The following is a 20,628-nucleotide window of genomic DNA, read 5'->3' as shown; positions in this document are numbered from 1 at the left end:
GCACTCCACCTTCCTGGGTACCCGGTGGGCGTCCCTCGTCCGAGTCGCCGTCCGGGCCGCTCCGGGCCAACCTGGCTGAGGAGCCGGCACCCGGCTCCCGGCCCGGCGGCACGGCCCCGGCCCCGACCCCGCAGCCGGAGGTGCAGCGAATGGGCCTGCGTACCTGGATCACCGAGTGGCCGGTCTACCGGCAACTCACCGGAGACGACCCGCTCGGCCGCGGCCACGCCGCCCGCTCCCCGCACACCGAGGCACTCCGTCCCCGTACGGAGACCGCCGACCGGATCGTGCGATCGGTGTGCCCCTACTGCGCGGTCGGCTGCGGCCAGCAGGTCTACGTCAAGGACGAACGGGTCGTCCAGATCGAGGGCGACCCCGACTCGCCCGTCAGCCGCGGCCGGCTCTGTCCCAAGGGCTCCGCGACCCTCCAGCTCACCACCGGCGAGGGCCGTCGGCACGAGGTTCTGTACCGCCGCCCGCACGCCACCGACTGGGAGCCGCTGGACCTGGAGACTGCCATGGACATGGTGGCCGACCGGGTCGTCGAGACCCGGGCGCGCACCTGGGAGTGGGAGCGCGACGGCGTACGCACCGCCCGCACGATGGGCATCGCCAGCCTCGGCGGAGCGACCCTCGACAACGAGGAGAACTACCTCATCAAGAAGTTGCTGACCGGTCTGGGAATCGTGCAGGTCGAGAACCAGGCGCGGGTCTGCCACAGCTCCACCGTCGCCGGGCTAGGCACCTCGTTCGGACGCGGCGGCGCCACCACCTTCATGCAGGACCTCCAGCACTCCGACTGCATCGTGATCCAGGGGTCCAACTACGCCGAGGCCCACCCCGTCGGCTTCCAATGGGTCATGGAGGCCAAAGCGCGCGGCGCGAAGATCATCCACGTCGACCCCCGGTTCACCCGCACCAGCGCCCTCGCCGACCTGCACGTCCCCATCCGGGCCGGCAGCGACATCGCCTTCCTCGGCGCGATCATCAACCACGTGCTGACGGAGGAGAAGGACTTCCGCGAGTACGTGCTGCGCTACACCAACGCCTCGTTCCTGGTCTCGGAGGACTTCCGGGACACCGAGGACCTCGACGGGGTCTTCTCCGGCTTCGACCCCGGGACCGGCACCTACGACCCCGTGAGCTGGCAGTACGAAGGCGTCGACGTGCAGGCCCCGGCCGGGGACCCCGACCAGCGCTACGAGGAGCGGATCGAGGAAGCCGGAGGGTCCGAGACCCACGGCTCCGGGGGCGCCCAGACCGTGGGCGTGCCGCCCCGGGACGAGTCCCTGAAGAACCCGCGCTGCGTCTACCAGGTCCTCAAGCGCCACTACGCCCGCTACACCCCCGAACTGGTGGAGGAGACCTGCGGGATCCCCCGGGCCACCTTCCTCGAAGTGTGCGAGGCGCTCACCGCCAACTCGGGCCGCGAACGCACCAGTGCCTTCTGCTACGCCGTCGGCTGGACCCAGCACACCGTCGGATCGCAGTACATCCGGGCCGCCTGCGTCCTCCAACTCCTCCTCGGCAACATCGGCCGCCCCGGCGGCGGCATCCAGGCGCTGCGCGGCCACGCCTCCATCCAGGGCTCCAGCGACATCCCCACCCTCTTCAACCTCCTCCCCGGCTACCTGCCGATGCCGCACGCCCACCTCCACGAGGACCTGGAGGGGTTCATCGCGGCGAGCCGCACCGACAAGGGCTTCTGGGGCAACATGCGGGCCTACTTCGTCAGCCTCCTCAAGGCGTACTACGGCGACGCGGCCACCGCCGAGAACGACTTCTGCTTCGACCACCTGCCGCGACTCACCGGCTCGCACAGCACCTACGAGACCGTCATGGCGCAGCTGGACGGTGAGTGCAAGGGCTACTTCCTCATGGGGGAGAACCCCGCCGTCGGCTCCGCCAACACCCGGCTCCAGCGCCTCGGCATGGCCCGGCTCGACTGGCTCGTGGTCCGGGACTTCTCCCTCATCGAGTCGGCGACCTGGTGGAAGGACGGCCCGGAGACCGAGACCGGCGAGATGCGCACGGAGGACATCGCCACCGAGGTGTTCTTCTTCCCCGCCGCCTCGCACACCGAGAAATCCGGCTCCTTCACCAACACCAACCGGTGGGTCCAGTGGCACCAGGCCGCAGTCGAACCCGGCGGAGACGCCCGCAGCGACCTCTGGTTCATGTACCACCTCGGCCGCCGGATCAAGGAGCGCCTGCGCGACTCCACCGACCCCCGCGACCGGCCGGTCCAGGACCTCACCTGGGACTACCCCGTGTCGGGACCGCTGCGCGAACCCGACGCCACCGCCGTCCTCGCCGAGATCAACGGCCGCGCCCCGGACGGCGCGCATCTCTCCGCGTACACCGAGCTGAAGGACGACGGCTCCACCTCGTGCGGCTGCTGGATCTACTGCGGGGTCTACGCGGACGGCGTCAACCAGGCGAACCGCCGCAAGCCGCACACCGAGCAGAGCTGGACCGCCCTCGAATGGGCGTGGGCCTGGCCCGCCAACCGGCGCATCCTCTACAACCGCGCCTCCGCCGACCCCGGGGGACGCCCCTGGAGCGCGCGCAAGGCATACGTGTGGTGGGACGCCGACGCGGGCCGCTGGACCGGCCACGACGTGCCCGACTTCATCCCCGACCTCGACCCGGCGCACGTACCGGCCGAGGACGCCACCGGACCCGAAGCCCTGCGCGGCGACGACCCGTTCATCATGCAGGCCGACGGCAAGGGCTGGCTCTACGTCCCCGCCGGCCTGGAGGACGGGCCGCTGCCCACGCACTACGAACCGCAGGACTCACCCTTCACCAACCTGCTGTACCCCGGCGTCCCGCGCTCCCCGGCCCGCAAGGTCCTGGCGCGGGAGGGCAACCGCTACCACCCGAGCGGCGACGAACCGGGCGCCGGGGTCTACCCGTACATCGTCACGACGCACCGGCTCACCGAGCACTTCACCGCCGGGGGAATGAGCCGCTGGTCCCCCTACCTGAGCGAACTGCAACCGGAGTTCTTCTGCGAACTCTCCCCGCAGCTCGCCGCCGAGCGCGGCCTGGAGCACGGCGGCTGGGCCACCGTCATCACCGCGCGCAACGCCGTCGAGGCCAGGGTGCTGGTCACTCGGCGGATCAGACCGCTGACCGTGCACGGACGGACCGTCCACCAGATCGGCATGCCCTTCCACTGGGGGCCCAACGGGGTCGTGACCGGCGACGCGGCCAACGAGCTCATGGCCATCTCGATGGACCCCAACGCCCACATCCAGGAGGACAAGGCGCTCACCGCCGACATCCGGCCCGGCCGCCGGCCGCGCGGACCCGCCCTGCCGGAACTCGTCGCCGAGTACCGCCGCCGGGCCGGCATCACCGAGGACACCGGAAAGGAACCGCGGCCATGACCGCCGACGAGACGTCCGCAGCACCCGCCGACACCACCACGGGCCCCGCCGGGATCTCCGCGCCGTCGTCCGCAACCTCCGCAGCACCCGCCGGGAAGGAGAACCGGTCCTTCCTTCGCCGGCTCCTCTCCGGCCCGGAGGCCGACCCGGCCGCCGACGCCGGGTACCAGGACGCCCCGGACCGGGTCGGTTTCTTCACCGACACCTCCGTCTGCATCGGCTGCAAGGCCTGCGAGGTGGCCTGCAAGGAGTGGAACGCGGTCCCCGAGGACGGCCTCACCCTCACCGGCATGTCGTACGACAACACCCAGGGCCTCGGCGCCTCGACCTGGCGCCACGTCGCCTTCGTCGAACAGCCGAAGCCCGCCCGCACGGGACCTCCCGAACCCGACGGCCGTCCCCTGCTGCCGCTCTCGGCCCCGGGGGAAGCGGCCCCCGCCGTGCAGGAGAGCACCCGCTGGCTCATGTCGTCGGACGTCTGCAAGCACTGCACCCACGCGGCCTGCCTCGACGTCTGCCCCACCGGTTCCCTCTTCCGTACCGAGTTCGGCACCGTCGTCGTCCAGCAGGACATCTGCAACGGCTGCGGCTACTGCGTCCCCGCCTGCCCCTACGGCGTGATCGAGCAACGCCCCGAGGACGGCCGCGCCTTCAAGTGCACCCTCTGCTACGACCGGCTGGGCGCCGGGCAGGAGCCCGCCTGCGCGAAGGCGTGCCCGACGGAGTCCATCCAGTTCGGCCCGCTGGACGAGCTGCGCGAGCGCGCCGCCCTGCGCGTGGAACAGCTCCACGCCACCGGCGTCCCCGAAGCGCGCCTCTACGGCCACGAACCCGACGACGGGGTGGGCGGTGACGGTGCCTTCTTCCTCCTCCTGGACGACCCCGAGGTCTACGGACTGCCCCCGGCTCCCGTCGTCACCACCCGTGACCTGCCCGCCATGTGGATGCACGCGGGCGTCGCCGCGTGCACCCTGCTCGCCACCGCTGGCGCCGCCCACGCGCTGCCCGCGCTCCTCTGCCGCCTGCCCGGACTCTTCGGGAAAGGACCCCGATGAACGCCTCCACCGACACGCAGGGACCGCACCGCGGAAGGGGCCGAAAGCGCCGCGGCGAGGAACTCATGGTGCCCCGCGCCGAGTTCCGCTCCTACTACGGCCGTCCCGTGATCAAGGCACCCTCCTGGTCGGCACGTGACATCGCCGGGTACTTCTTCCTCGGCGGACTCGCCGGAGCCGGGTCCGCCCTCGCCGCCGGCGCCCACCTCACCGGCCGCACCACCACCGCGACCGCCCTCAAGCTCTCGTCGACCGGAGCCATCGGCCTCTCGGTCGCCGCCCTCGTCCACGACCTGGGCCGCCCCGAGCGGTTCACGCACATGCTGCGGGTGTTCAAGCCGACCTCCCCGATGAGCGTCGGTTCCTGGCTGCTCGGCCTCTACGGCCCCGCCGCCGGCCTCGCCGCCGTCACCGCGGCCTCCGGCAGGTTCCCGCGCACCGGAGCCGCCGCCACGGCCGCCGCCGCGCTCACCGGATCCGCCGTCGCCACGTACACCGCCGTCCTCGCCGCCGACACCGCCGTACCGGCCTGGCACGACGCACACCGGGAACTGCCGTACCTCTTCGCGGCCTCCGCCACGGCCGCCGCGTCCGGCATGGCCCTCGTCCTCGGCCCGGTGCGGGAGACCGGTCCGGCCCGCTGTGCGGCCGTCCTCGCCGCCGCAGGAGACCTGGCCGCGAGTGCCGCGGCCGAACGCCGGCTGGGCCTCGTCGCGGAGACCTGGCGCGGGGGCCGAGCCGGAACGCTGCTCCGTACCGCCCGGATCCTCACCGTCGCGGGCGCGGTCGGCGCACTGGTCTCCGCGCGCCCCGGACGCGCCGCACGGCCCTTGGCGGCCCTCGGCGGATGCGCCCTGCTGGCCGGCTCCGCCTGCACCCGCTTCGGCGTCTTCGCCGCGGGCATCGCCTCCGCCGAAGACCCCCGCTACACGGTGCTGCCCCAGCGCGAGCGCCTCGACGCGGAGGCCGTCGCACGCGAGCGGGAGGGGCACGACACGGCCCGCTGACACGGCCGTCGCACGGGGACCCGGAGACGCCGGGGGGCGTAGGACCCGGGGGCCCGGAACGGCTTCGGCACGCGGCACCGGGGGATCGGCGGTGGACCGGATCAGCGGCGGACCGGATCAGCGGACCCTGTCGGCGGCGAACGGGGTCAGGAGACCGTCATGGTCGCTCCCGGTGCCGCCCCGCCGCGGACACGCGGGGCGAGGAAGGCCGTACGGGGGAGCGCGCCGTCCGCGGACCGGGGGCCCCGGACCGCAGCCGGATCGGTCGAGGCGAAGAGCCCGGTGCCAGGGTCCTGTCCGTCCCAGCTGTTCTCGGCGGACCGGACGCCGTCGCCCAGCACCGCGTCCCGCCCGTTCGCGACCGCCGCGTTGGCCCGCGTCACGGCGGTCGCGGTGGTGAGGTGGAAGCCGTCCACGCCGTTGCGGTACGCCGTGTTGCGCACCAGGGAGATCCGGCCGGGGTTCCCCTCGTCGGTGAAGCCCAGACCGGTGTTGTCCCACGCGGCGTTGTTCCGTACGACATGGGGGACGACGGCCCGGGTGTTGCCGCCGCCCAGGGTGAACCCGTTGCCCTTTCCCTGCCAGTCGGTGTCCTGCCACCGGTTCACCCCGTTGCCGAAGGACCAGTTGCTCTCCACGGTCACCGGAGTGGTGAACCCGCCGAGGTCCAGACCCTCGTTGGCGTTGTCGTACGTCCGGCAGCCCCGCACGACGTTGCCCGCGCCGGAACCGAACTTGATCGCGAGACCGATCCCGCCGCGGCCGTGATCGCCGTGGTTGGCGAAGAAGTCGCTGTCCAGCACGGAGTTGGCCTCGGTACCGCCGTCGCGCAGGGTCAGGCCGGACCCGGCGTTGTCGTGGAAGGAGAGGCCCTGGAAGACGGTGTGGGCACAGCCCCGGCAGACGTACGCGTGACTGGCGGAGCCGCGGATCTCCAACCCCCGCACGGTCCAGAACCCGGCCGTCTGGGTGATCGCCCAGAGGGTGCGGGGGATGCCGGACGCGTCCACCACCGGGTGCTCGCCCGGGTAGTTGGCGAGGGTGATGCGGTGCCGTGCGGTGCCCGCCGTGGTGATCTCCACCGCCTCCGTGGGGTGGTAGGTACCGCCCCTGAGCAGAATCGTCCCGCCCGGACGCACCCGGGCGACCGCCGGTCCGAGCGTGGCGAACGGGTGTGCGAGGGTTCCGTCGCCCTCGTCCGATCCGTCCGGCGCGACGTACAGGCTCGTCGCGGTGGCGTCGTTGCCGGCCGACGGGGCCGCGGAGGACCCGGCGGGCGCGGGCGCCGTGGCGCCGGGCGCCGGAGCGCCCGACGGAGGAGAGTCGGGCGACTGCCAGAGCAGGAGACCCAGAGTCCCCGCGGTGACGGCGGCCGCCGCCGCGAGGGCCGCGGCCTTCGTCGTGGCGGTGGCCGGTGCGAGCGCGTCGTGGAGCCTCGCCGGCAACGAAGGGGCGGCGGACGCGGCGGTCTCCCGGAGCCAGACCAGCAGGACGCCGGGGACAGCCACCAGACCGATGCCGGGCAGCAGGTTCTCCGGCGCGACCAGACCGCTGCGGTGAGCCTGGCACCGGGCGCACTCCCGCACATGACGGGTGAGGCGCTTGCGCCACAGCGGGCTGCTCGTCCCGTCCCACTCCCGCGCCTCGGCGACGAGCCCGGGACAGCGCGGGGTGGCCGCCAGCGCGTGGACGAGGGTGCGCGCCGCTTCCAGCCGGTCCCGCATCCGCTGGACGCGCACCGCCGTGTGCCGGCGGTCGAGGCCCAGGGCGGCGGCGACCTCCGAGCGGGTGAGGCGGCCCGACGCCTCCTCCCAGTAGAGGGCGAGCACCTGCCGGTCGGCCGGCTCCAGCCAGCGGGTCGCCCGGGCGAGATGACGTCGCTGGCCCGTCAGGGCGAGTTCGGCCACGGTGCGTTCGGCGAAGTCGGGCAGCGGATCGGCCACGTTCTCGACGTCCCCACGGGAGGCCCGGCTCCGCGCGGTGCGCCGTAGGTACTGCTGTACCTCGCGGTACGCGATGGCGACCACCCACGAGCGGAACCGGTCGGCCTCGCGCAGTTTCGGCAACCCGCGGACGATCCGCAGCATCGTCTCCTGGACGAGGTCGTCGACGTCCGCGTGCCCGTTCAGAGCACGGCCGACGACGCCGTAGACCAGCGGCAGGTGGAGCTCGACCAGCCGCTCCATCGCCTGCCGGTCACCGTCCCGCGCGGCAGTCACCAGAGAGGCGACCTCCTCCTCGGTGTCGGTTCGGCGCTCTGCCATGGTCTCCGCCTCGCCGGTCATTCATCCGATCGATCTTCCCAGGGGTCCGCATCGTGGCACAGCGTCGATGCGCTGTAAAGATCCACAACGAGACGGCCAACGGCCGCCGCTCAGCGCTCCGGACCACCCAACAAGGGTGCGGTGCAGGCCTGTTGCGCGCGATGTCTCGTGCTCTGCGCCGCGCGTCCGAGTACGGACGGCCCGGTCGCCGCTGTGGGTCTCTTCCAGCGCCCGCCCCACCACCCGCGAGGAGATCCGCTCTTTCCAGAAAAGTTTCCTCGAGATTTCTGTTATCCCCTCCCGTCCCACGCATCTACCAGGGCGCTGCGGCTCCTCCAGTCGCGGCCGGCACGCGGGCGACGGAGCCCGCTGCCGTACGAGTCGCCCGAAGGAGTGCCCCATGTGGAGAGAGCTCAGCGCACGACCCGGCCCGGTGGGCGGAGACCGACGCCCTCGCGGCGCCTCCAGGCTGGGGGCGCTGCTCGCGGCGTTCGTGTTCGTGGTGTGCGGTGTGGTGGTGGGTGGGGTGGTGTCGCCCGCTGTCGCGGCGACGTTGCCGGCGGTGGGTGGGGTGTATCAGCTGGTGGTGACGAAGAGCGGTAAGTGTGTCGACGTGCCGGCGGCGTCGAAGGAGAACGGGGCGTTGTTGCAGCAGTGGGGGTGCACCGCTGGTGCGGAGTGGCAGGAGTTCCGGTTGGAGTCGGCGGGGTCGGGGTCGTACCGGCTGGTGAACGTGCACAGCGGTAAGTGTGTGGACGTGCCGGGTTTTTCGACGGTGAGTGGGACGCGGTTGCAGCAGTACAGCTGTGCGGGGCAGACGAACCAGGCGTGGACGCTGGTGCCCAGTGGGTCGGGGACGTTCCAGATCGTGAACGTCAACAGTGGTCTCTGTGTCAGTGACGAGGGTGCCTCGACGGCCAGTGGTGCCGGGATCATCCAGGAGACCTGCACCGCCAACAGCAACAAGCAGTGGGCCTTCAAACCCGCCGCGGCGGGACGCTCCTGGTCGGACAAGGCGGACGGCTTCGCCTCCACCGGTGGCGGCACCACCGGTGGCGCGGCCGGCAGCACCGTCACCGTGACCACCTACGCCGACCTGGTCAAGTACGCCACCGCCACCAGCCCGTACGTCATCAAGGTCGCCGCCGCCGTCACCGTCGCCCCGTACGGCCACGAGATCCCGGTGACCTCCGACAAGACGATCGTCGGCGTCGGCACGAAGGGCGAGATCGTGCACGGCGGCTTCTTCCTGGGAACCGGCGTGCACAACGTCATCATCCGCAACCTCACCATCCGCGACGCGCAGATGACGGACGACGACCCGGACGACAAGGTCTACGACTACGACGGAATCCAGATGGACACCGCCGACCACGTCTGGATCGACCACAACCGGATCGAGCGGATGAACGACGGCCTCATCGACAGCCGCAAGGACACCAGCTACCTCACCCTCTCCTGGAACGTCCTGGGCACCGAGAACAAGGCCGTCGGCATCGGCTGGACCGACCACGTCACCGCCCGGATGACCATCCACCACAACTGGATCCACGACACCAACCAGCGCAATCCCAGCATCGACAACGTGGCACTCGCCCACCTCTACAACAACTACCTCCAGAACGTCACCTCCTACGGAAACCTGTCCCGGGGCGCCTCGAAGACCGTCGTCGAGAACAGTTACTTCGAGAACGTCGCCAACCCCTTCAACATCGACACCTCGGCGGCATCCCTGAGTCAGTCGGGCAGCATCCTGGTCAACTGCACCGGCAAGCAGGTGACGGGCGGCACCACCTTCACCCCGGGCAGCTACTACGCCTACACCCTGGACGCGGCTAAGGACGTGCCCGCCCTGCTGAAGGAGTACGCCGGTCCGCAGAGCACGATCGGCGGCTGACCCCGCCCCCCACCGACGGCTGCGGCCGTCTCCGGCAGAGCGTGCCCGTCGCGGTCCCGGCCGCGACGGGCACACCGCCGTCCACGCCACGTCGACGCCGGGCGGGCGAGGGCGCTGCGGGCTGAGGCCGGGTGGGGCGGGGCGTGGGCCTTGGGGCACCATGCGGGGGCGACCTCCGCACGCACGACCTCCGAGGATGGACATGGCGTTCTTCGACAATCCGGTGATACCGGGCTTCAGCCCGGACCCGAGCATCTGCCGCGTGGGAGAGGACTACTACGTGGCGACCTCCAGTTTCGAGTACGTACCCGGGGTGCCGCTGTGGCACAGCCGTGACCTGGTGCACTGGCGGCTGATCGGGCACGCACTGGGCCGGCCCGCGCAGTTGGAGCTCGCCGACACGGTCGCCTCCTCCTCCGGGGTCTACGCGCCCACGCTGAGGCATCACGACGGGCGGTTCTGGATGATCACCACCGTGGTCCGGGGTGCGGGCACCCTCCTGGTGACCGCCGAGGACCCCGCCGGCCCGTGGTCCGACCCCGTACGGGTCCCGATCCTCGGCATCGACCCCGACCTGGCCTGGGACGAGGAGGGCGACTGCTGGTGCGTGTTCTCCCACGACGGCGTCAAGGGCGTGCGCATCGATCCGGCGACGGGCGAACTGCTCGGTGAGCCGGTGGAGATGTGGTCCGGAACCGGTCTGCAGTATCCCGAAGGGCCGCACCTCTACCGGATCGGTGAGTGGTGGTACCTACTGCTCTCCGAGGGCGGTACGGAGCGCGGGCACGCCCTCTCGGTGGCCAGGACCCGATCGCTGCCCGGACCGTTCGAGTCGCACCCGGACAATCCCGTACTCTCGCACCGCAGTACGGACCACCCGGTGCAGAACACCGGTCACGGCGACGTCGTGCAGGCCCATGACGGCAGTTGGTGGATGGTGCTGCTCGGCACCCGCCCCCGGGGCGACACCCCCGGCTTCCACGGCATGGGGCGCGAGACCTTCCTGACGCCGGTGCGCTGGGAGGACGGTTGGCCGCTGCCCGGACCGCTGGAACTACGCGGACGCGCGCCGGAGCTGGCCCCGCACCCCTGGCCCGCCGAACCGGTCCGCGACGACTTCGACGCGCCCGCGCTCACTCCGCACTGGGTGACGCTGCGACGGCAGGACCCCGAAGCCGTCCACCTCGCCGTGCGGCCGGGACACCTCGTGCTGAACGCCCGTGCGGACAGCCTGGACCGGCCGGGCGCCGTCTTCGTGGGACGGCGTCAGCGCGATCCGGAGTGCGGCGCCCGCACGCGGGTCGACGCCTCCGGTGGAGGCCGCGGCGGCCTGGCCGTACGCCTCGACGAGGCGCACCACTACCAGGTGGAGAGGGAGGGCGACGCGGTGCGGGTCGTCGCCCGTATCGGCCCCCTGCGCCACGTCGTCGCCGAACGGACCGTGCCCGTAGGCCCGTTGACGTTGCGCGTCGACGTGATCACCACCGGTCTCCTGCCGCCCACCGTCACCACCCGCAGCGCCGGGCCACAGGCCGGCGCGGGCCTGCGGGTCGGCGCCCCTGACGCCCTTCGGCTCGGTTACGAGTGCGACGGCAGCGACGGGAGCGACGCGGGGCGGTTCGAGATCCTCGCCGAACTCGACGGCCGCTACCTCACCACCGAGGTGGCCGGAGGCTTCACCGGCCGGGTGATCGGCATGTACGCCACCCGGGGCAGCGTGGCCTTCGACTGGTTCGAGCTGAGCCCTGCCTGAGTCCGCTCCGCCCGACGCGCCCGGAAGGCCCTGGAGAGCGGGGCGCGTCGGTTCCGCGGCGGGCGGAATCAGTGGGAGCGCGCCGATTCCAGCCACTCCAGGACCTCCGGGGTGACCGGGTCGCTGATGTCCGCGAACTCCTCGTGCTTCGTGAGGAACTTCGCCACGTAGGGGCAGACCGGCACGATCCGCTTCCCCGAGGCCCGTACGTCGCCGAGTGCCTGCTCCACCAGAAGGGATGCCAGACCCTGGCCGGCGAAGGCCTCGTCGATCTCGGTGTGGAAGAAGACCCGCTGGTCGCCACGGTCGCGGTACGCGGTGAGTCCCGCGCGCACACCGTCGACGTGGATCTCGTAACGGTGCCTGGCGTCGACGCGCTGGACGCTCGGAGTGGCGCCTGACGGGGTCATGGGAAGCCTTTCGCTGGGAGAGGGGTTGCCTCGCGGGGCGAGGGTGGCGTTCGGGAGCAAGGGGGCGGGGATCCGGTTTCCGGGGTAGCCGTCGACGTGGCCGAAGCGGTCCGACGCGGCCTCCCACTCCTCGCGCGCCTCGACGATGTCCTCGTGGGTACGGCCCACGAAGTTCCACCACATGACGATCTTCTCCCCGAAGGGAACACCGCCGACCAGCACCGCCCGCGCGGGCACGTCCGATTCGTTGGTCAGGGTCATGCTGCCGTTCCCCGGGCCGACGTATCCCAACTCGGCCGGACTCAGGAGGGTTTCACCGAGGCGGACGTTCCCCCGGTCCACGAGGAGGCCGTGCTCGAAGGCGTGGTCCGTCTTCAGGGTGACGCTCGCGCCGGGAGCGAGGACGAGTTCCGCGCCGAGCAGCGGCGTGAACGTCGGGACCGGAGAGGTGTCCCCGGCCAGGGACCCGAGGAACACCCGGAGCACGGCACCGTCGACGACGACGGGCTCGGGCGCGTGGTGCCGGAAGTCGCGGTCGGCGTGCCGGTGTGCGTCGGGGAGCGCCACCCACAACTGCACCCCGTGCAGCACGGCCGTGTCCGGTGTGGAGACCTCGGTGTGGCTGATCCCGCGGCCGCCGGTCATGAGGTTGAGCTCGCCCGGGCGTACGAAGGCGTGGCTGCCCAGACTGTCGCGGTGCTCGATCTCCCCGCTGAAGAGCCAGCTGACCGTCTGCAGACCGATGTGCGGATGGGGAGCCACGTCCATGCCGCCCGTGCGGGCGACGTCGTCCGGTCCGTAGTGGTCGATGAAGCACCAGGCGCCGATGAGGGTGCGCGCCTTCTGCGGCAGCGTGCGCCGCACCGTCATGGCCCGGGGGCCGCCGAGGGGTACGTCCCGCGCCGTGAGCACGTCCACGCGGGGGGCGGGCTCCGCCGCGGCGCCGGGCCCTTCGGCGCCGGGGGGCCGCGTGTGCCGGTCAGGGGCGACGCCGCTCTCCCCGGGAACGGGGCCCCCGCCGGAGGTGCTTTCATGTTCAACGATCATGCTCGATGGTAAGCCGTCGTCCGCCCGGGCGCACGGAGAGGTGGAAGGGGCGACGCGCCCCGGTGAGGAGACCAGGGTGAGCGGCGCCGAGACGGCACAGGAGAAGCGACGGGTGTACATCGACAAGCAGAGCCCGGCGGCCTACCGCGCGCTGGTCGCGACCTCCGAAGCGGTGCGCGCCACCGCGGAGAAGGCCGGGCTGAGCCGGACCCTGGTGGAACTGGTCAACCTCCGGGTCTCCCAGATCAACGGCTGCGCGTACTGCCTGGACGTCCACACCCGGGCCGCCCTCCGCGCCGGCGACACGACCCGGCGCCTGGGGGTACTGGCCGCCTGGCGCGACACCGAGGTGTTCACCGCCCAGGAACGAGCCGCCCTCGCCCTCGCGGAGGCGGCCACCCGGCCCGCCGACGCCCAGCTGCAGGAGACCTCCTACGCTCTGGCCCGGTCCGCCCTCTCCGAGGACGAGATCGCAGCGGTGATCTGGGTGGCCGTCGCCATCAACGCCTTCAACCGGGTGTCCATCATGAGCAAGCACCCGGTGCGAGCCGTTCCGGCGCAGTGACACCACCGGCCCCAGGCGATCTGGGGCCCGCACCGTCGCTCTCGGCCGTTCCCGCCGTTCCCGCCGGTGCAAGCGTTCTTGCCGTGCCTGCCTCTCGCGGGCTGACGTACGGGGCCGCGTACGCCTCACGCCCCTGTCGGCCGACCGGACACGGTGGACCTCCCGTCCGCTGCCCACCTGTTCGGTTTTCCTCGAACTCCAATCAAAATGTCCCTCTGCGTGTTATTTGGGGCATATCACTACATGTGCACCTTAGGTTGTGGAACGACTCCACTCGGGTGGCGCGGTGTGCCGCCCGGTCGCGCGTTCCGGGAGTGCCGTGCGGGGGCTCCCGGCGGCGGACGACGCCACGGGGCCAGGAACGAGGAAAGGCAGAGCAGGTGAACGTGGTCGGCGTCATCATCTCCGGGGCGGTCGCGCTGGTGATCACCGTGGCACTCACCGCGGTCGTCCGCGGGCTCGCCCCGGTCATCGCGGCGAAAGGCGGCCGCCGAGGGCCCCGGCGGACCGTCGGCGCCGGTGTCGCCGTCGTCCTGGCGACCACCGGCGTGATGGTGGCCGCCCCCCGCCTGGGCCTTCCCGAACCCGGCGCGGGCGTGCGCTTCCTGCTCACCGCGTCCGCCGCGGTCGCGGTACTCGGACTGGTGAAGGAGGTGCGCCCGGTCGGTGCCCGGACGGAACTCGTCCTGCGCACCGTCCTGGCGGCACTCGTCGCCGCGTTCTCCGGGCTTTCCCCGGTGGCGGCAGTGGGCGGAGCCGTCCTCATGGTGCTCCTCACCCACGCCCTGCAACTGCTGGAGGGCTCGGACGGCACGGCGGCCGGAGTGACCGTGGTCCTCGCCGCCGGACTGCTCGCCTGCGCCGCCGTCGACCACCACCCCGGTGCCGTGCTGCTGCTCGCCGTGGCCGGCGCCTCGGTTCTCGGCGTGATGCCGTACAACTGGCCGCCCGCGCGCGTCTATTACGGCTCCTGCGGCTCGCAGTACACCGGCTTCCTCCTCTCCGGCGCAGCCCTGCTGGTGCTCTCCGAGGCCCCCGACGGGAGCGCCGCGTGGGTGTCGGTCCCCGTGCTGATGACGATGACGCTCGCCGATCTGGTCCTCGTCCTGCTGTCCCGGAAGAAGGCGGGCCGGTCCTTCCTGGCAGAGGCCCAGGACCACGCGGTGCACCGGCTCCGCCGCCTGCGCCTGACGCCCAGGGGAGCGGCGGTCACCATGATCCTGACGACGGCGGCCTGCGCGTCCACCGGCACCCTCATCCACACCGGGGTGATCCACCCCGCGGTCGGCCTGGCCGTGCCGGCGGGCGCCGCCCTCGCGGTGCTGGCGCTGCTGCGCGTACCGGTCCACTCCGCACCCGCGCCGCGTACCGGCGTACGCCGTAAACCCGTCAAGGACGCCGCGGCCCCGCAGACCGCAGCGGGTACGCCGTCGCGGCGGGCGGCCTCCGTGCCCGGCCCCGCACAGCAACTCTCCACCCCCGGTCGGAAGGCGGCTGCGACGCCCTCGCGGGCATCCACCGCACCGCAGATCGCCGCGACCAGGAAGTCGTCCGAGGGGCGCCCCTCTGACCTGGCCGGCGACCGGCGCTGAACCTTCTCGCACCGGCTGCTCCGACCGCTCTCCGGAGGGAGGCTCGGGCAGGGCCGGTCCGTCCTACGCGCGGGCCGCCGCGCCGCCGGAGCCCGGGAGCGGGGCGCCCAGCGTCAGGTTCCACCGGCCCGCCCGCCCGGTGAGGGCGACGAGGGAGAGGGGCGCCACGTCGAGGCGCCAGAACGCCGCCGGGGGAAGGGCCACCGCGTGTACGACCGCCGCGCGGACGACGGCGGGTTCCGCGACCACCAGGACCCGCCCGTCCCCCTCACTCGCGCCGTCCGCCCCGGCGAGCGAGTCCAGCCAGCCGCCCACGCGTCCGAGCAGGCCGTGCAGGGACTCGCCCCCGTGCGGCGCCGCCGCGGGATCACCGAGCCAGGCCGCGACGCCCTCCGGTTCGCCGGCGGACACCTCCGCCAGCCTCCGCCCCCGCCACCGCCCCATGTCCCAGTCGTGCAGGACCGGTTCGGGGACGGGCCTCACTCCGAGCGCCCGCGCCGTACGCAGACAGCGTTGCGAGGGACCCGACAGGTGGCGCCCGGCGTCCGGGACCGCCGAAGCGGCGGCACGGGCACGGCGCTCGCCCGCGGGATCGATCGGACGTGCACCGTCCCCGGCCTCGCCGTCGTCGGCGCCCGCGAACCTCGCCTCGCGCAGCGCCGGCCCCGGAGCCGGTGAGAGGAACGTCACCCGCAGCGTCATTCCGTCCATTTCCTCTCGCTCAACGCCCATTCCCCATGGGTACGTTGGGGATCGACCGGCACATCGCACCATGGCGGCCCCCGAACACAGGCGCTATGGTCTGACCAGCATGACGACGGAGCACGGAAGTCCGGTGAGAATCCGGCACGGTCGCGCCACTGTGAACCCGTAACCGCGGGAAGTCAGACCCAGCACCGTCGTCTCAGGCACCACGATCGGGACGCGTGTTCCCCCAGGAGGTTCTGCCATGGCACATACTGCCGCACCCGCAACCGGCGTACCCGCCGTCACCCCCCTCTCGCTGAAGGCGATCGCCCCGTGGGCCGTCTTCTTCGGCGTTCTCATGCTCGTCCTGCTGTACTTCGTCGGCGCCGAGCAGGGAGCTACCTCGCTCATCTCCGGCGAGGCCGTGCACGAGTGGCTCCACGACGGCCGTCACCTCCTCGGCTTCCCCTGCCACTAGGACACGGGGAAACCGAACTCCATGAACTCCCTATCCGTTCGAGCGCTCCTGCTCCGCGGCATGCTCGCGGGCCTTGTCGCGGGCGCCGCGGCGCTCCTCGTCGCCTACTTCCTCGGTGAGTCGCGCGTGGACGCGGCCATCGCCCTGGAGGAGGCCCACAGCCACGTTCACAGCCACGACCACCACGGCGGTGAGGAGTTGGTCAGCCGCACGATGCAGGCCACCGGCGGTCTCGCCACCGGCATCCTCGTCTTCGGCGTCGCCGTCGGCGGCATCGCGGCACTCGTCTTCTGCTATGCCCTCGGCCGCATCGGCGCCTTCGGCCCCCGGGCCACCGCGGCCCTGGTCGCGGGGGCGGCGCTGCTCTCCGTGTACGTCGTACCGTTCCTCAAATATCCGGCCAACCCGCCGGCCGTGGGCGACCCGGACACCATCGGGCAACGTACCGGCCTGTTCTTCCTCATGGTGGTGCTCAGCGTGCTGCTCGCCGTCGCCGCCGTGATCGGCGGGAGGAGGCTCGCACCGCGCCTCGGCAACTGGAACGCGACGATCGCCGCGTCCGCCGGATACGTCGTGCTGATCGGGCTCGCCTATGTGTTCCTGCCGTCGTTCGACGAGGTGGGCGCGGACTTCCCGGCGAGCCTGCTCTGGGAGTTCCGGCTCTCCACCCTCGCCGTCCAGGCCACCCTCTGGGTGAGCTTCGGGCTGGTCTTCGGCGCCCTCACCGAACGGCTCCTCCTCCCCTCGCGGGAACGGGGCGCGGCCACCCGGGAGAGTGCTCCCCGGCCCGCCGGGGTGGTCGGCTGACGTGTGCGTGTGCGGCCGGAGAAGTCCTCTCCGGCCGCACACGTCCCGCACGCCGCGACGGTACCTGCCGACGGTTCACTCCCCGACAGGCCCGGCCGTCAGTCGTCGGCGCCGGGGAAATCGCCGTTCAGCGCGGCGGCCATCCGCAGGTGCGGCTTGGCCTCCTCGTGCCGCCCCTGGCGCTCCAGCGTGCGTCCGAGGAGCAGCCGGGCGTAGTCCTCGACGGGGTCGCGCTCCAGCACGGTCCGCAGCTCCGCCTCGGCCTTCCCGAGCCGCGCCGAGTGGTAGTAGGCCCGGGCGAGCAGCAGCCGCGGGGCCACCTGCTCGGGAACCTCCTCCACGAGCCCACCGAGGATGCGCGCCGCCGTCAGGTACTCCTTGGCGTCGAAGAACATCTCCGCGCGGTTCCACCGGTCGGCGGCCGTGCCGAACTCGTAGTAGCCCTGGTCCATCTGCTTCCTCCTCTGCCGCCGGCGAAGAGGCCGTTCCCGGTCTCCCGCCCGTGTGATCGCGACAACCCACCTCTGTCGTTGAAAATTCCACCAAATTGGCCGGGGGTGTACGGCGGGCTCGCGGCGACGCCGCCGGACGTTCGGTGAGGTGCGGGGCATGACGGGAGGCGTCCGGACGAGGAGGGCGTGGCCGTGACCTCGTCCGCCCGTCGCGTCACCGCCGGGGGAGCCGTCGCCCCTTCGCGAGGACGTGCCACCCTGGTGCTGCGCAAGAGCCCGGACCACAAGGACCAGCGGCTGTCGCTGCGCACACTGTGACGGACCCGACCGCCCCCGTCGCGACGGCCGTCCTTGGGAGGGTTTCTCCGTGTTGCATCTGCGTCTGATCGTCCCGGCCGACCGCACGGAGGAGGTGCTGAGCCTGCTGGAGGGCAGTGTCGGCACCACTCATCTCGCGGTACTGCCGGGCGCGGCCCGCTCCCCGGCCGGTGACCTGGTGCTGTGCGACGTCGCCCGGGAGGCGGGGGACGAGCTCATCGGCGGGCTGCGAGGGCTCGGCATCGACCGCACGGGCTCCATCACGGTGGAGAACCTGGATCTGACGCTCTCCGCGCACGCCGAAGAGGCGGAGGAGCAGGCTCCGGGCGAGGGTGCGGACGCCGTGCTGTGGGAGGAGCTGACGGAGGTCACCCACGAGGAGTCGACGTTCAGCATCACGTACGTGGCGTTCCTGACGATCGCCACGATGCTGGCGGCCGTCGGTGTCATGCTGGACAACGCGATCCTGATCGTCGGCGCCATGGCGGTGGGACCCGAGTTCGGCCCGTTGGCGGGGGTCTCCACCGCTCTGGTGCAACGGGCGCCGCGTCTGGTGGCCCGCTCGTTGGTGGCCCTGGTGGGCGGGTTCGCGGCGGCGATGGTGATGACGGCCGGGTTCGCGTGGCTGATGGACGCCTGCGGCCTGTTCACTCGGGCGATGGTCGAAGGTGACCGTCCCAACACCGCCTTCATCTGGCAGCCGGACATGATGTCGTTCGTGGTGGCGTTCCTGGCGGGCGTCGCCGGCACCCTGTCGCTGACCTCGTCGAAGTCGGCCGCGCTGATCGGGGTGACCATCTCGGTGACGACCGTCCCCGCAGCGGCCAACGCGGCGGTGGCGTTCAGCTACTCCGACTACGCGCAGACGATCGGGTCCTCGCAGCAACTCCTCGCCAACCTCGGCGGCATCACACTCGCCGGAACCCTCACCCTGCTCGCCCAGAAGGCTCTGTGGGCCCGCCAGTTGCGCCGACCCGCCGCCGGCGGGGTGAAACCGGGCCGGTACTGAAACACTTCCCGCACGTCGCCTCGGGAGGGTCGGCGGCAGAAGGGCGGGTCTCATGGTCAACGAGCCCTCCGTGCGCCCTCACTCCTCTGGTGAGGCGTTCTCCCGGCTGCGGTCCGGTCGCCCCGCACCACCCGTGCGCCCCGTGACTTCTGCGGCGGAGTTGGGCAGGGATGGGGCCGACCAGGGTGCTGACGGAGCGCGCGATGCGTGCCCGCCAGGCCCGTGCACGAGGCAAGGAGCGTTCATGATGCGTACCGACCGACGGAGTGCCGTCTCTCTCGCCGTAGCCGCCGTAGCCGCCGTAGCCGCCGTAGCCGCCGTCACCGTGCTGGCGGGCGGTGCCGGCGCGGGAGCTGTGCAGGCCGCGCCCGTGACCGGGGCCGCACCCTCGGCCTGCCGCCCGGCCAACCACATCGCGAAGATCACCGGGGCGGACCGTACGGCGGGGCACCGTCACTACCGCGTGACCCTGACCGCCCCGCGCGGGTACGCGCCGTGCGAACTGGCCGGGTCGCCCACCGGCACGCGGTTCCTGGACCACGGCTCGGACAGCGGCGTCAGCCCTGGTCGTCACGGCGCTCAGGATGCCGTGACGACCTTCGGCCCGGGTCGGCCGGTGCACTTCGACATCCGGGTTCCCAGCGGTGCGAGCGCCACCTCGGCCGACGAGGCGTCGTTCACCCTCCGGGCTCCGGACGGGGAGATCCCCGGGACCTCCTTCGCCGAGGGCGCACTCGAGGTGGCCCCCGGCACCCTCATCGGCCCGGTCCAGCAGGGTGCCTGACCCGTTCCCCGGACCACGCGGATCGCGATCAGGGCGTCGTCGCCCGAGCGTCGACGACGCCTTGGCGACACGGCGGCCGCAGGGCCGGCCGGGGCGGCGTCGCGGTCCGGAGCGGTGTGCCCGCACCGCTCCGGACCAGCGGCGCGCCCGGCCGCCTACTCCGGTGCGTACGCCTCCACTTCCAGGAGGCGCGTGTAGTCGGCGCTGTTGGAGGAGCGGACGTAGACGCGGACCGCGTCCGTGGTCACCGGGGCGAAGGTGGTGACGATCCGGTCGAGTGTGTTGTCACGGTAGGACCCGACGGTCACCCAGACGCCACCGGACCTCACCTGGACGTCGAACTCCTTGATTCCCTGGAGCGCCGCCGGGCGGGCCGGGGTGCCGTAGGTGACGGTCTCGACGCGTCCCAGCTCGACCGGTTCGGGCCACTCGACGGCGAGCCAGTCGGGGAAGACGCCCTTGTCCGCGTCGTTCCAGCCGTAACCGGAACCCCAGTGGAGGTAGTTGCTGTCACCGTCCACGGCGGCACAGGTGGTGAAGTTCCCGTGGGTCGAGGAAGCGGTCACCGCCCTGCCGTAGGCGAGGTTCGCCCCCGGGCCGGGCGCGGGCGGAGCCTGGACCGTGAGGGGGACCACGACGCGCTGCTTCCCCGAGACCGCGGTCAGGTCGTAGACGCCCGGCGCCGTGCCCGGAGGAACCCGTACGCCCACCGACCGGGTCACCGGCCGGTCCGGGTCGGCGGCGGGCAGGTAGGTCGAGAAGACCTGGTCCGAGAGGGTGATCGGTGCCTCGGCGGTCAGGGTCGCGTCGGCGAAGAGGGCCTTCGTGCCGGTGTTGGTCATGGAGACGTCGAAGGTGGTCGGCATGCAGGGGAGTTCGGATCCGGTGAGGCTCGTCGGAGTGGCCGAGAGCACGACGGGGCCGGCGGCGGGCCTGGCCGCCGATCGCCCGGCGGTCGAGGTGCCGGGCCCGGTCGCCGGCGCGGTCCGGGATGCGGCGCGGGCCTCGTGGGCCGAGCCGCCGGTGGCGAGGGTGGCCGCCGTGATGGCGACGAAGGCGACGGCGGTCACCGCACGGATGCTCTTCGGGTGGGGCTTCATGTCTCGCT

Annotated in this window: 17 protein-coding genes, 1 pseudogene and 1 riboswitch; of the genes and pseudogenes, 12 read left to right on the top strand and 6 right to left on the bottom strand. The window is 72.3% G+C overall.

The annotated features are described in order from the left end of the window. The first annotated feature begins 149 nt into the window (after window positions 1-149). From fdh to nrfD, 3 genes are read left to right on the top strand one after another with little or no spacing between them, the layout of a single operon-like run. Complete coding sequence (fdh, locus tag PZB77_RS01335) at window positions 150-3,395, top strand: formate dehydrogenase (RefSeq protein WP_275490652.1); 3,246 nt, start codon at window positions 150-152, stop codon at window positions 3,393-3,395. Continuing rightward, on the top strand, window positions 3,392-4,450 hold the full coding sequence (locus PZB77_RS01330; RefSeq protein WP_275490651.1) for a 4Fe-4S dicluster domain-containing protein: 1,059 nt from the start codon (window positions 3,392-3,394) through the stop codon (window positions 4,448-4,450). The genes fdh and PZB77_RS01330 overlap by 4 nt, the downstream gene beginning before the upstream one ends. After that, entirely contained in the window at window positions 4,447-5,457 is a 1,011-nt protein-coding gene (gene nrfD / locus PZB77_RS01325; RefSeq protein ID WP_275490650.1) for an NrfD/PsrC family molybdoenzyme membrane anchor subunit, read from the top strand. The genes PZB77_RS01330 and nrfD overlap by 4 nt, the downstream gene beginning before the upstream one ends. 146 nt (window positions 5,458-5,603) lie before the next feature. Here the strand turns inward: nrfD and PZB77_RS01320 are convergent, their stop codons facing one another. After that, on the bottom strand, window positions 5,604-7,721 hold the full coding sequence (locus PZB77_RS01320) for a sigma-70 family RNA polymerase sigma factor (protein ID WP_275490649.1): 2,118 nt from the start codon (window positions 7,719-7,721) through the stop codon (window positions 5,604-5,606). On the opposite strand from PZB77_RS01320, the gene PZB77_RS01315 reads away from it, so the two are divergent. Together PZB77_RS01315 and PZB77_RS01310 are read left to right on the top strand one after the other, a co-directional pair. Continuing rightward, window positions 7,720-9,618 (top strand): RICIN domain-containing protein, encoded by a 1,899-nt coding sequence (locus tag PZB77_RS01315; RefSeq protein ID WP_343299833.1) that lies wholly within the window; start codon window positions 7,720-7,722, stop codon window positions 9,616-9,618. The genes PZB77_RS01320 and PZB77_RS01315 overlap by 2 nt on opposite strands. A 202-nt stretch (window positions 9,619-9,820) precedes the next feature. Continuing rightward, entirely contained in the window at window positions 9,821-11,371 is a 1,551-nt protein-coding gene (locus tag PZB77_RS01310; protein WP_275490647.1) for a glycoside hydrolase family 43 protein, read from the top strand. Window positions 11,372-11,439: 68 nt separating this feature from the next. Here PZB77_RS01310 and PZB77_RS31210 read toward each other — a convergent pair whose 3' ends face one another. Both PZB77_RS31210 and PZB77_RS31205 read right to left on the bottom strand, forming a co-directional pair. Further along, on the bottom strand, window positions 11,440-11,781 hold the full coding sequence (locus PZB77_RS31210; RefSeq protein WP_343299898.1) for a GNAT family N-acetyltransferase: 342 nt from the start codon (window positions 11,779-11,781) through the stop codon (window positions 11,440-11,442). Window positions 11,782-11,799: 18 nt separating this feature from the next. Further along, window positions 11,800-12,699: pseudogene (locus PZB77_RS31205) on the bottom strand (pirin family protein); the annotation flags it as partial. A 205-nt stretch (window positions 12,700-12,904) separates the two neighbouring features. Here PZB77_RS31205 and PZB77_RS01300 point away from each other — a divergent pair. After that, window positions 12,905-13,393: a carboxymuconolactone decarboxylase family protein gene (locus PZB77_RS01300; protein ID WP_275490645.1), complete on the top strand. Its 489-nt coding sequence runs from the start codon at window positions 12,905-12,907 to the stop codon at window positions 13,391-13,393. 380 nt (window positions 13,394-13,773) lie between these two features. Then, window positions 13,774-14,985, top strand: coding sequence for an undecaprenyl/decaprenyl-phosphate alpha-N-acetylglucosaminyl 1-phosphate transferase (locus PZB77_RS01295; RefSeq protein WP_275490644.1), 1,212 nt, complete (start codon window positions 13,774-13,776; stop codon window positions 14,983-14,985). Between the two features lie 63 nt (window positions 14,986-15,048). On the opposite strand, the gene PZB77_RS01290 is transcribed toward PZB77_RS01295, so the two are convergent. Further along, window positions 15,049-15,687, bottom strand: a complete 639-nt coding sequence (locus PZB77_RS01290) for a histidine phosphatase family protein (protein WP_275495874.1) — start codon at window positions 15,685-15,687, stop codon at window positions 15,049-15,051. A gap of 111 nt (window positions 15,688-15,798) precedes the next feature. Continuing rightward, window positions 15,799-15,889, top strand: a riboswitch (adenosylcobalamin (AdoCbl) riboswitch). Window positions 15,890-15,934: 45 nt separating this feature from the next. Here PZB77_RS01290 and PZB77_RS01285 point away from each other — a divergent pair. Both PZB77_RS01285 and PZB77_RS01280 read left to right on the top strand, forming a co-directional pair. Further along, window positions 15,935-16,150: a CbtB-domain containing protein gene (locus PZB77_RS01285; protein ID WP_275490643.1), complete on the top strand. Its 216-nt coding sequence runs from the start codon at window positions 15,935-15,937 to the stop codon at window positions 16,148-16,150. Window positions 16,151-16,171: 21 nt separating this feature from the next. Beyond that, entirely contained in the window at window positions 16,172-16,957 is a 786-nt protein-coding gene (locus PZB77_RS01280) for a CbtA family protein (RefSeq protein WP_275490642.1), read from the top strand. 98 nt (window positions 16,958-17,055) lie between these two features. Here PZB77_RS01280 and PZB77_RS01275 read toward each other — a convergent pair whose 3' ends face one another. After that, the gene (locus PZB77_RS01275) at window positions 17,056-17,409 is read right to left on the bottom strand and encodes a tetratricopeptide repeat protein (RefSeq protein WP_275490641.1); all 354 of its coding nucleotides are present in this window, start codon (window positions 17,407-17,409) and stop codon (window positions 17,056-17,058) included. A gap of 192 nt (window positions 17,410-17,601) precedes the next feature. Here PZB77_RS01275 and PZB77_RS01270 point away from each other — a divergent pair, with 192 nt between their 5' ends. From PZB77_RS01270 to PZB77_RS01260, 3 genes are all read left to right on the top strand, one after another. After that, a complete protein-coding gene (locus PZB77_RS01270; RefSeq protein ID WP_275490640.1) occupies window positions 17,602-17,727 on the top strand; it encodes a hypothetical protein in 126 nt (41 codons plus the stop codon). Window positions 17,728-17,776: 49 nt separating this feature from the next. Continuing rightward, window positions 17,777-18,736: a DUF389 domain-containing protein gene (locus PZB77_RS01265; protein ID WP_275490639.1), complete on the top strand. Its 960-nt coding sequence runs from the start codon at window positions 17,777-17,779 to the stop codon at window positions 18,734-18,736. Window positions 18,737-18,983: 247 nt separating this feature from the next. Beyond that, window positions 18,984-19,520 (top strand): DUF4232 domain-containing protein, encoded by a 537-nt coding sequence (locus PZB77_RS01260; RefSeq protein WP_275495873.1) that lies wholly within the window; start codon window positions 18,984-18,986, stop codon window positions 19,518-19,520. 155 nt (window positions 19,521-19,675) lie between these two features. Here the strand turns inward: PZB77_RS01260 and PZB77_RS01255 are convergent, their stop codons facing one another. Then, complete coding sequence (locus PZB77_RS01255) at window positions 19,676-20,620, bottom strand: discoidin domain-containing protein (protein WP_275490638.1); 945 nt, start codon at window positions 20,618-20,620, stop codon at window positions 19,676-19,678. Window positions 20,621-20,628 lie beyond the last annotated feature (8 nt).

It is taken from the genome of Streptomyces sp. AM 2-1-1, assembly GCF_029167645.1.
In the GTDB taxonomy this organism is placed as follows: domain Bacteria; phylum Actinomycetota; class Actinomycetes; order Streptomycetales; family Streptomycetaceae; genus Streptomyces.
Note: the sequence above shows the minus strand (reverse complement) of the source record. Positions and strands in the feature narration are given on the sequence as shown.

Coding starts and splice junctions, on each gene's coding strand:
- PZB77_RS01320 (WP_275490649.1), bottom strand. CDS start 7,721: ATGGCAGAGCGCCGAACCGACACCGAGGAGGAGGTCGCCTCTCTGGTG.
- fdh (WP_275490652.1), top strand. CDS start 150: ATGGGCCTGCGTACCTGGATCACCGAGTGGCCGGTCTACCGGCAACTC.
- PZB77_RS01275 (WP_275490641.1), bottom strand. CDS start 17,409: ATGGACCAGGGCTACTACGAGTTCGGCACGGCCGCCGACCGGTGGAAC.
- PZB77_RS31210 (WP_343299898.1), bottom strand. CDS start 11,781: ATGACCCCGTCAGGCGCCACTCCGAGCGTCCAGCGCGTCGACGCCAGG.
- PZB77_RS01280 (WP_275490642.1), top strand. CDS start 16,172: ATGAACTCCCTATCCGTTCGAGCGCTCCTGCTCCGCGGCATGCTCGCG.
- PZB77_RS01310 (WP_275490647.1), top strand. CDS start 9,821: ATGGCGTTCTTCGACAATCCGGTGATACCGGGCTTCAGCCCGGACCCG.
- PZB77_RS01260 (WP_275495873.1), top strand. CDS start 18,984: ATGCGTACCGACCGACGGAGTGCCGTCTCTCTCGCCGTAGCCGCCGTA.
- PZB77_RS01290 (WP_275495874.1), bottom strand. CDS start 15,687: ATGACGCTGCGGGTGACGTTCCTCTCACCGGCTCCGGGGCCGGCGCTG.
- PZB77_RS01285 (WP_275490643.1), top strand. CDS start 15,935: ATGGCACATACTGCCGCACCCGCAACCGGCGTACCCGCCGTCACCCCC.
- nrfD (WP_275490650.1), top strand. CDS start 4,447: ATGAACGCCTCCACCGACACGCAGGGACCGCACCGCGGAAGGGGCCGA.
- PZB77_RS01315 (WP_343299833.1), top strand. CDS start 7,720: ATGGTCTCCGCCTCGCCGGTCATTCATCCGATCGATCTTCCCAGGGGT.
- PZB77_RS01255 (WP_275490638.1), bottom strand. CDS start 20,620: ATGAAGCCCCACCCGAAGAGCATCCGTGCGGTGACCGCCGTCGCCTTC.
- PZB77_RS01330 (WP_275490651.1), top strand. CDS start 3,392: ATGACCGCCGACGAGACGTCCGCAGCACCCGCCGACACCACCACGGGC.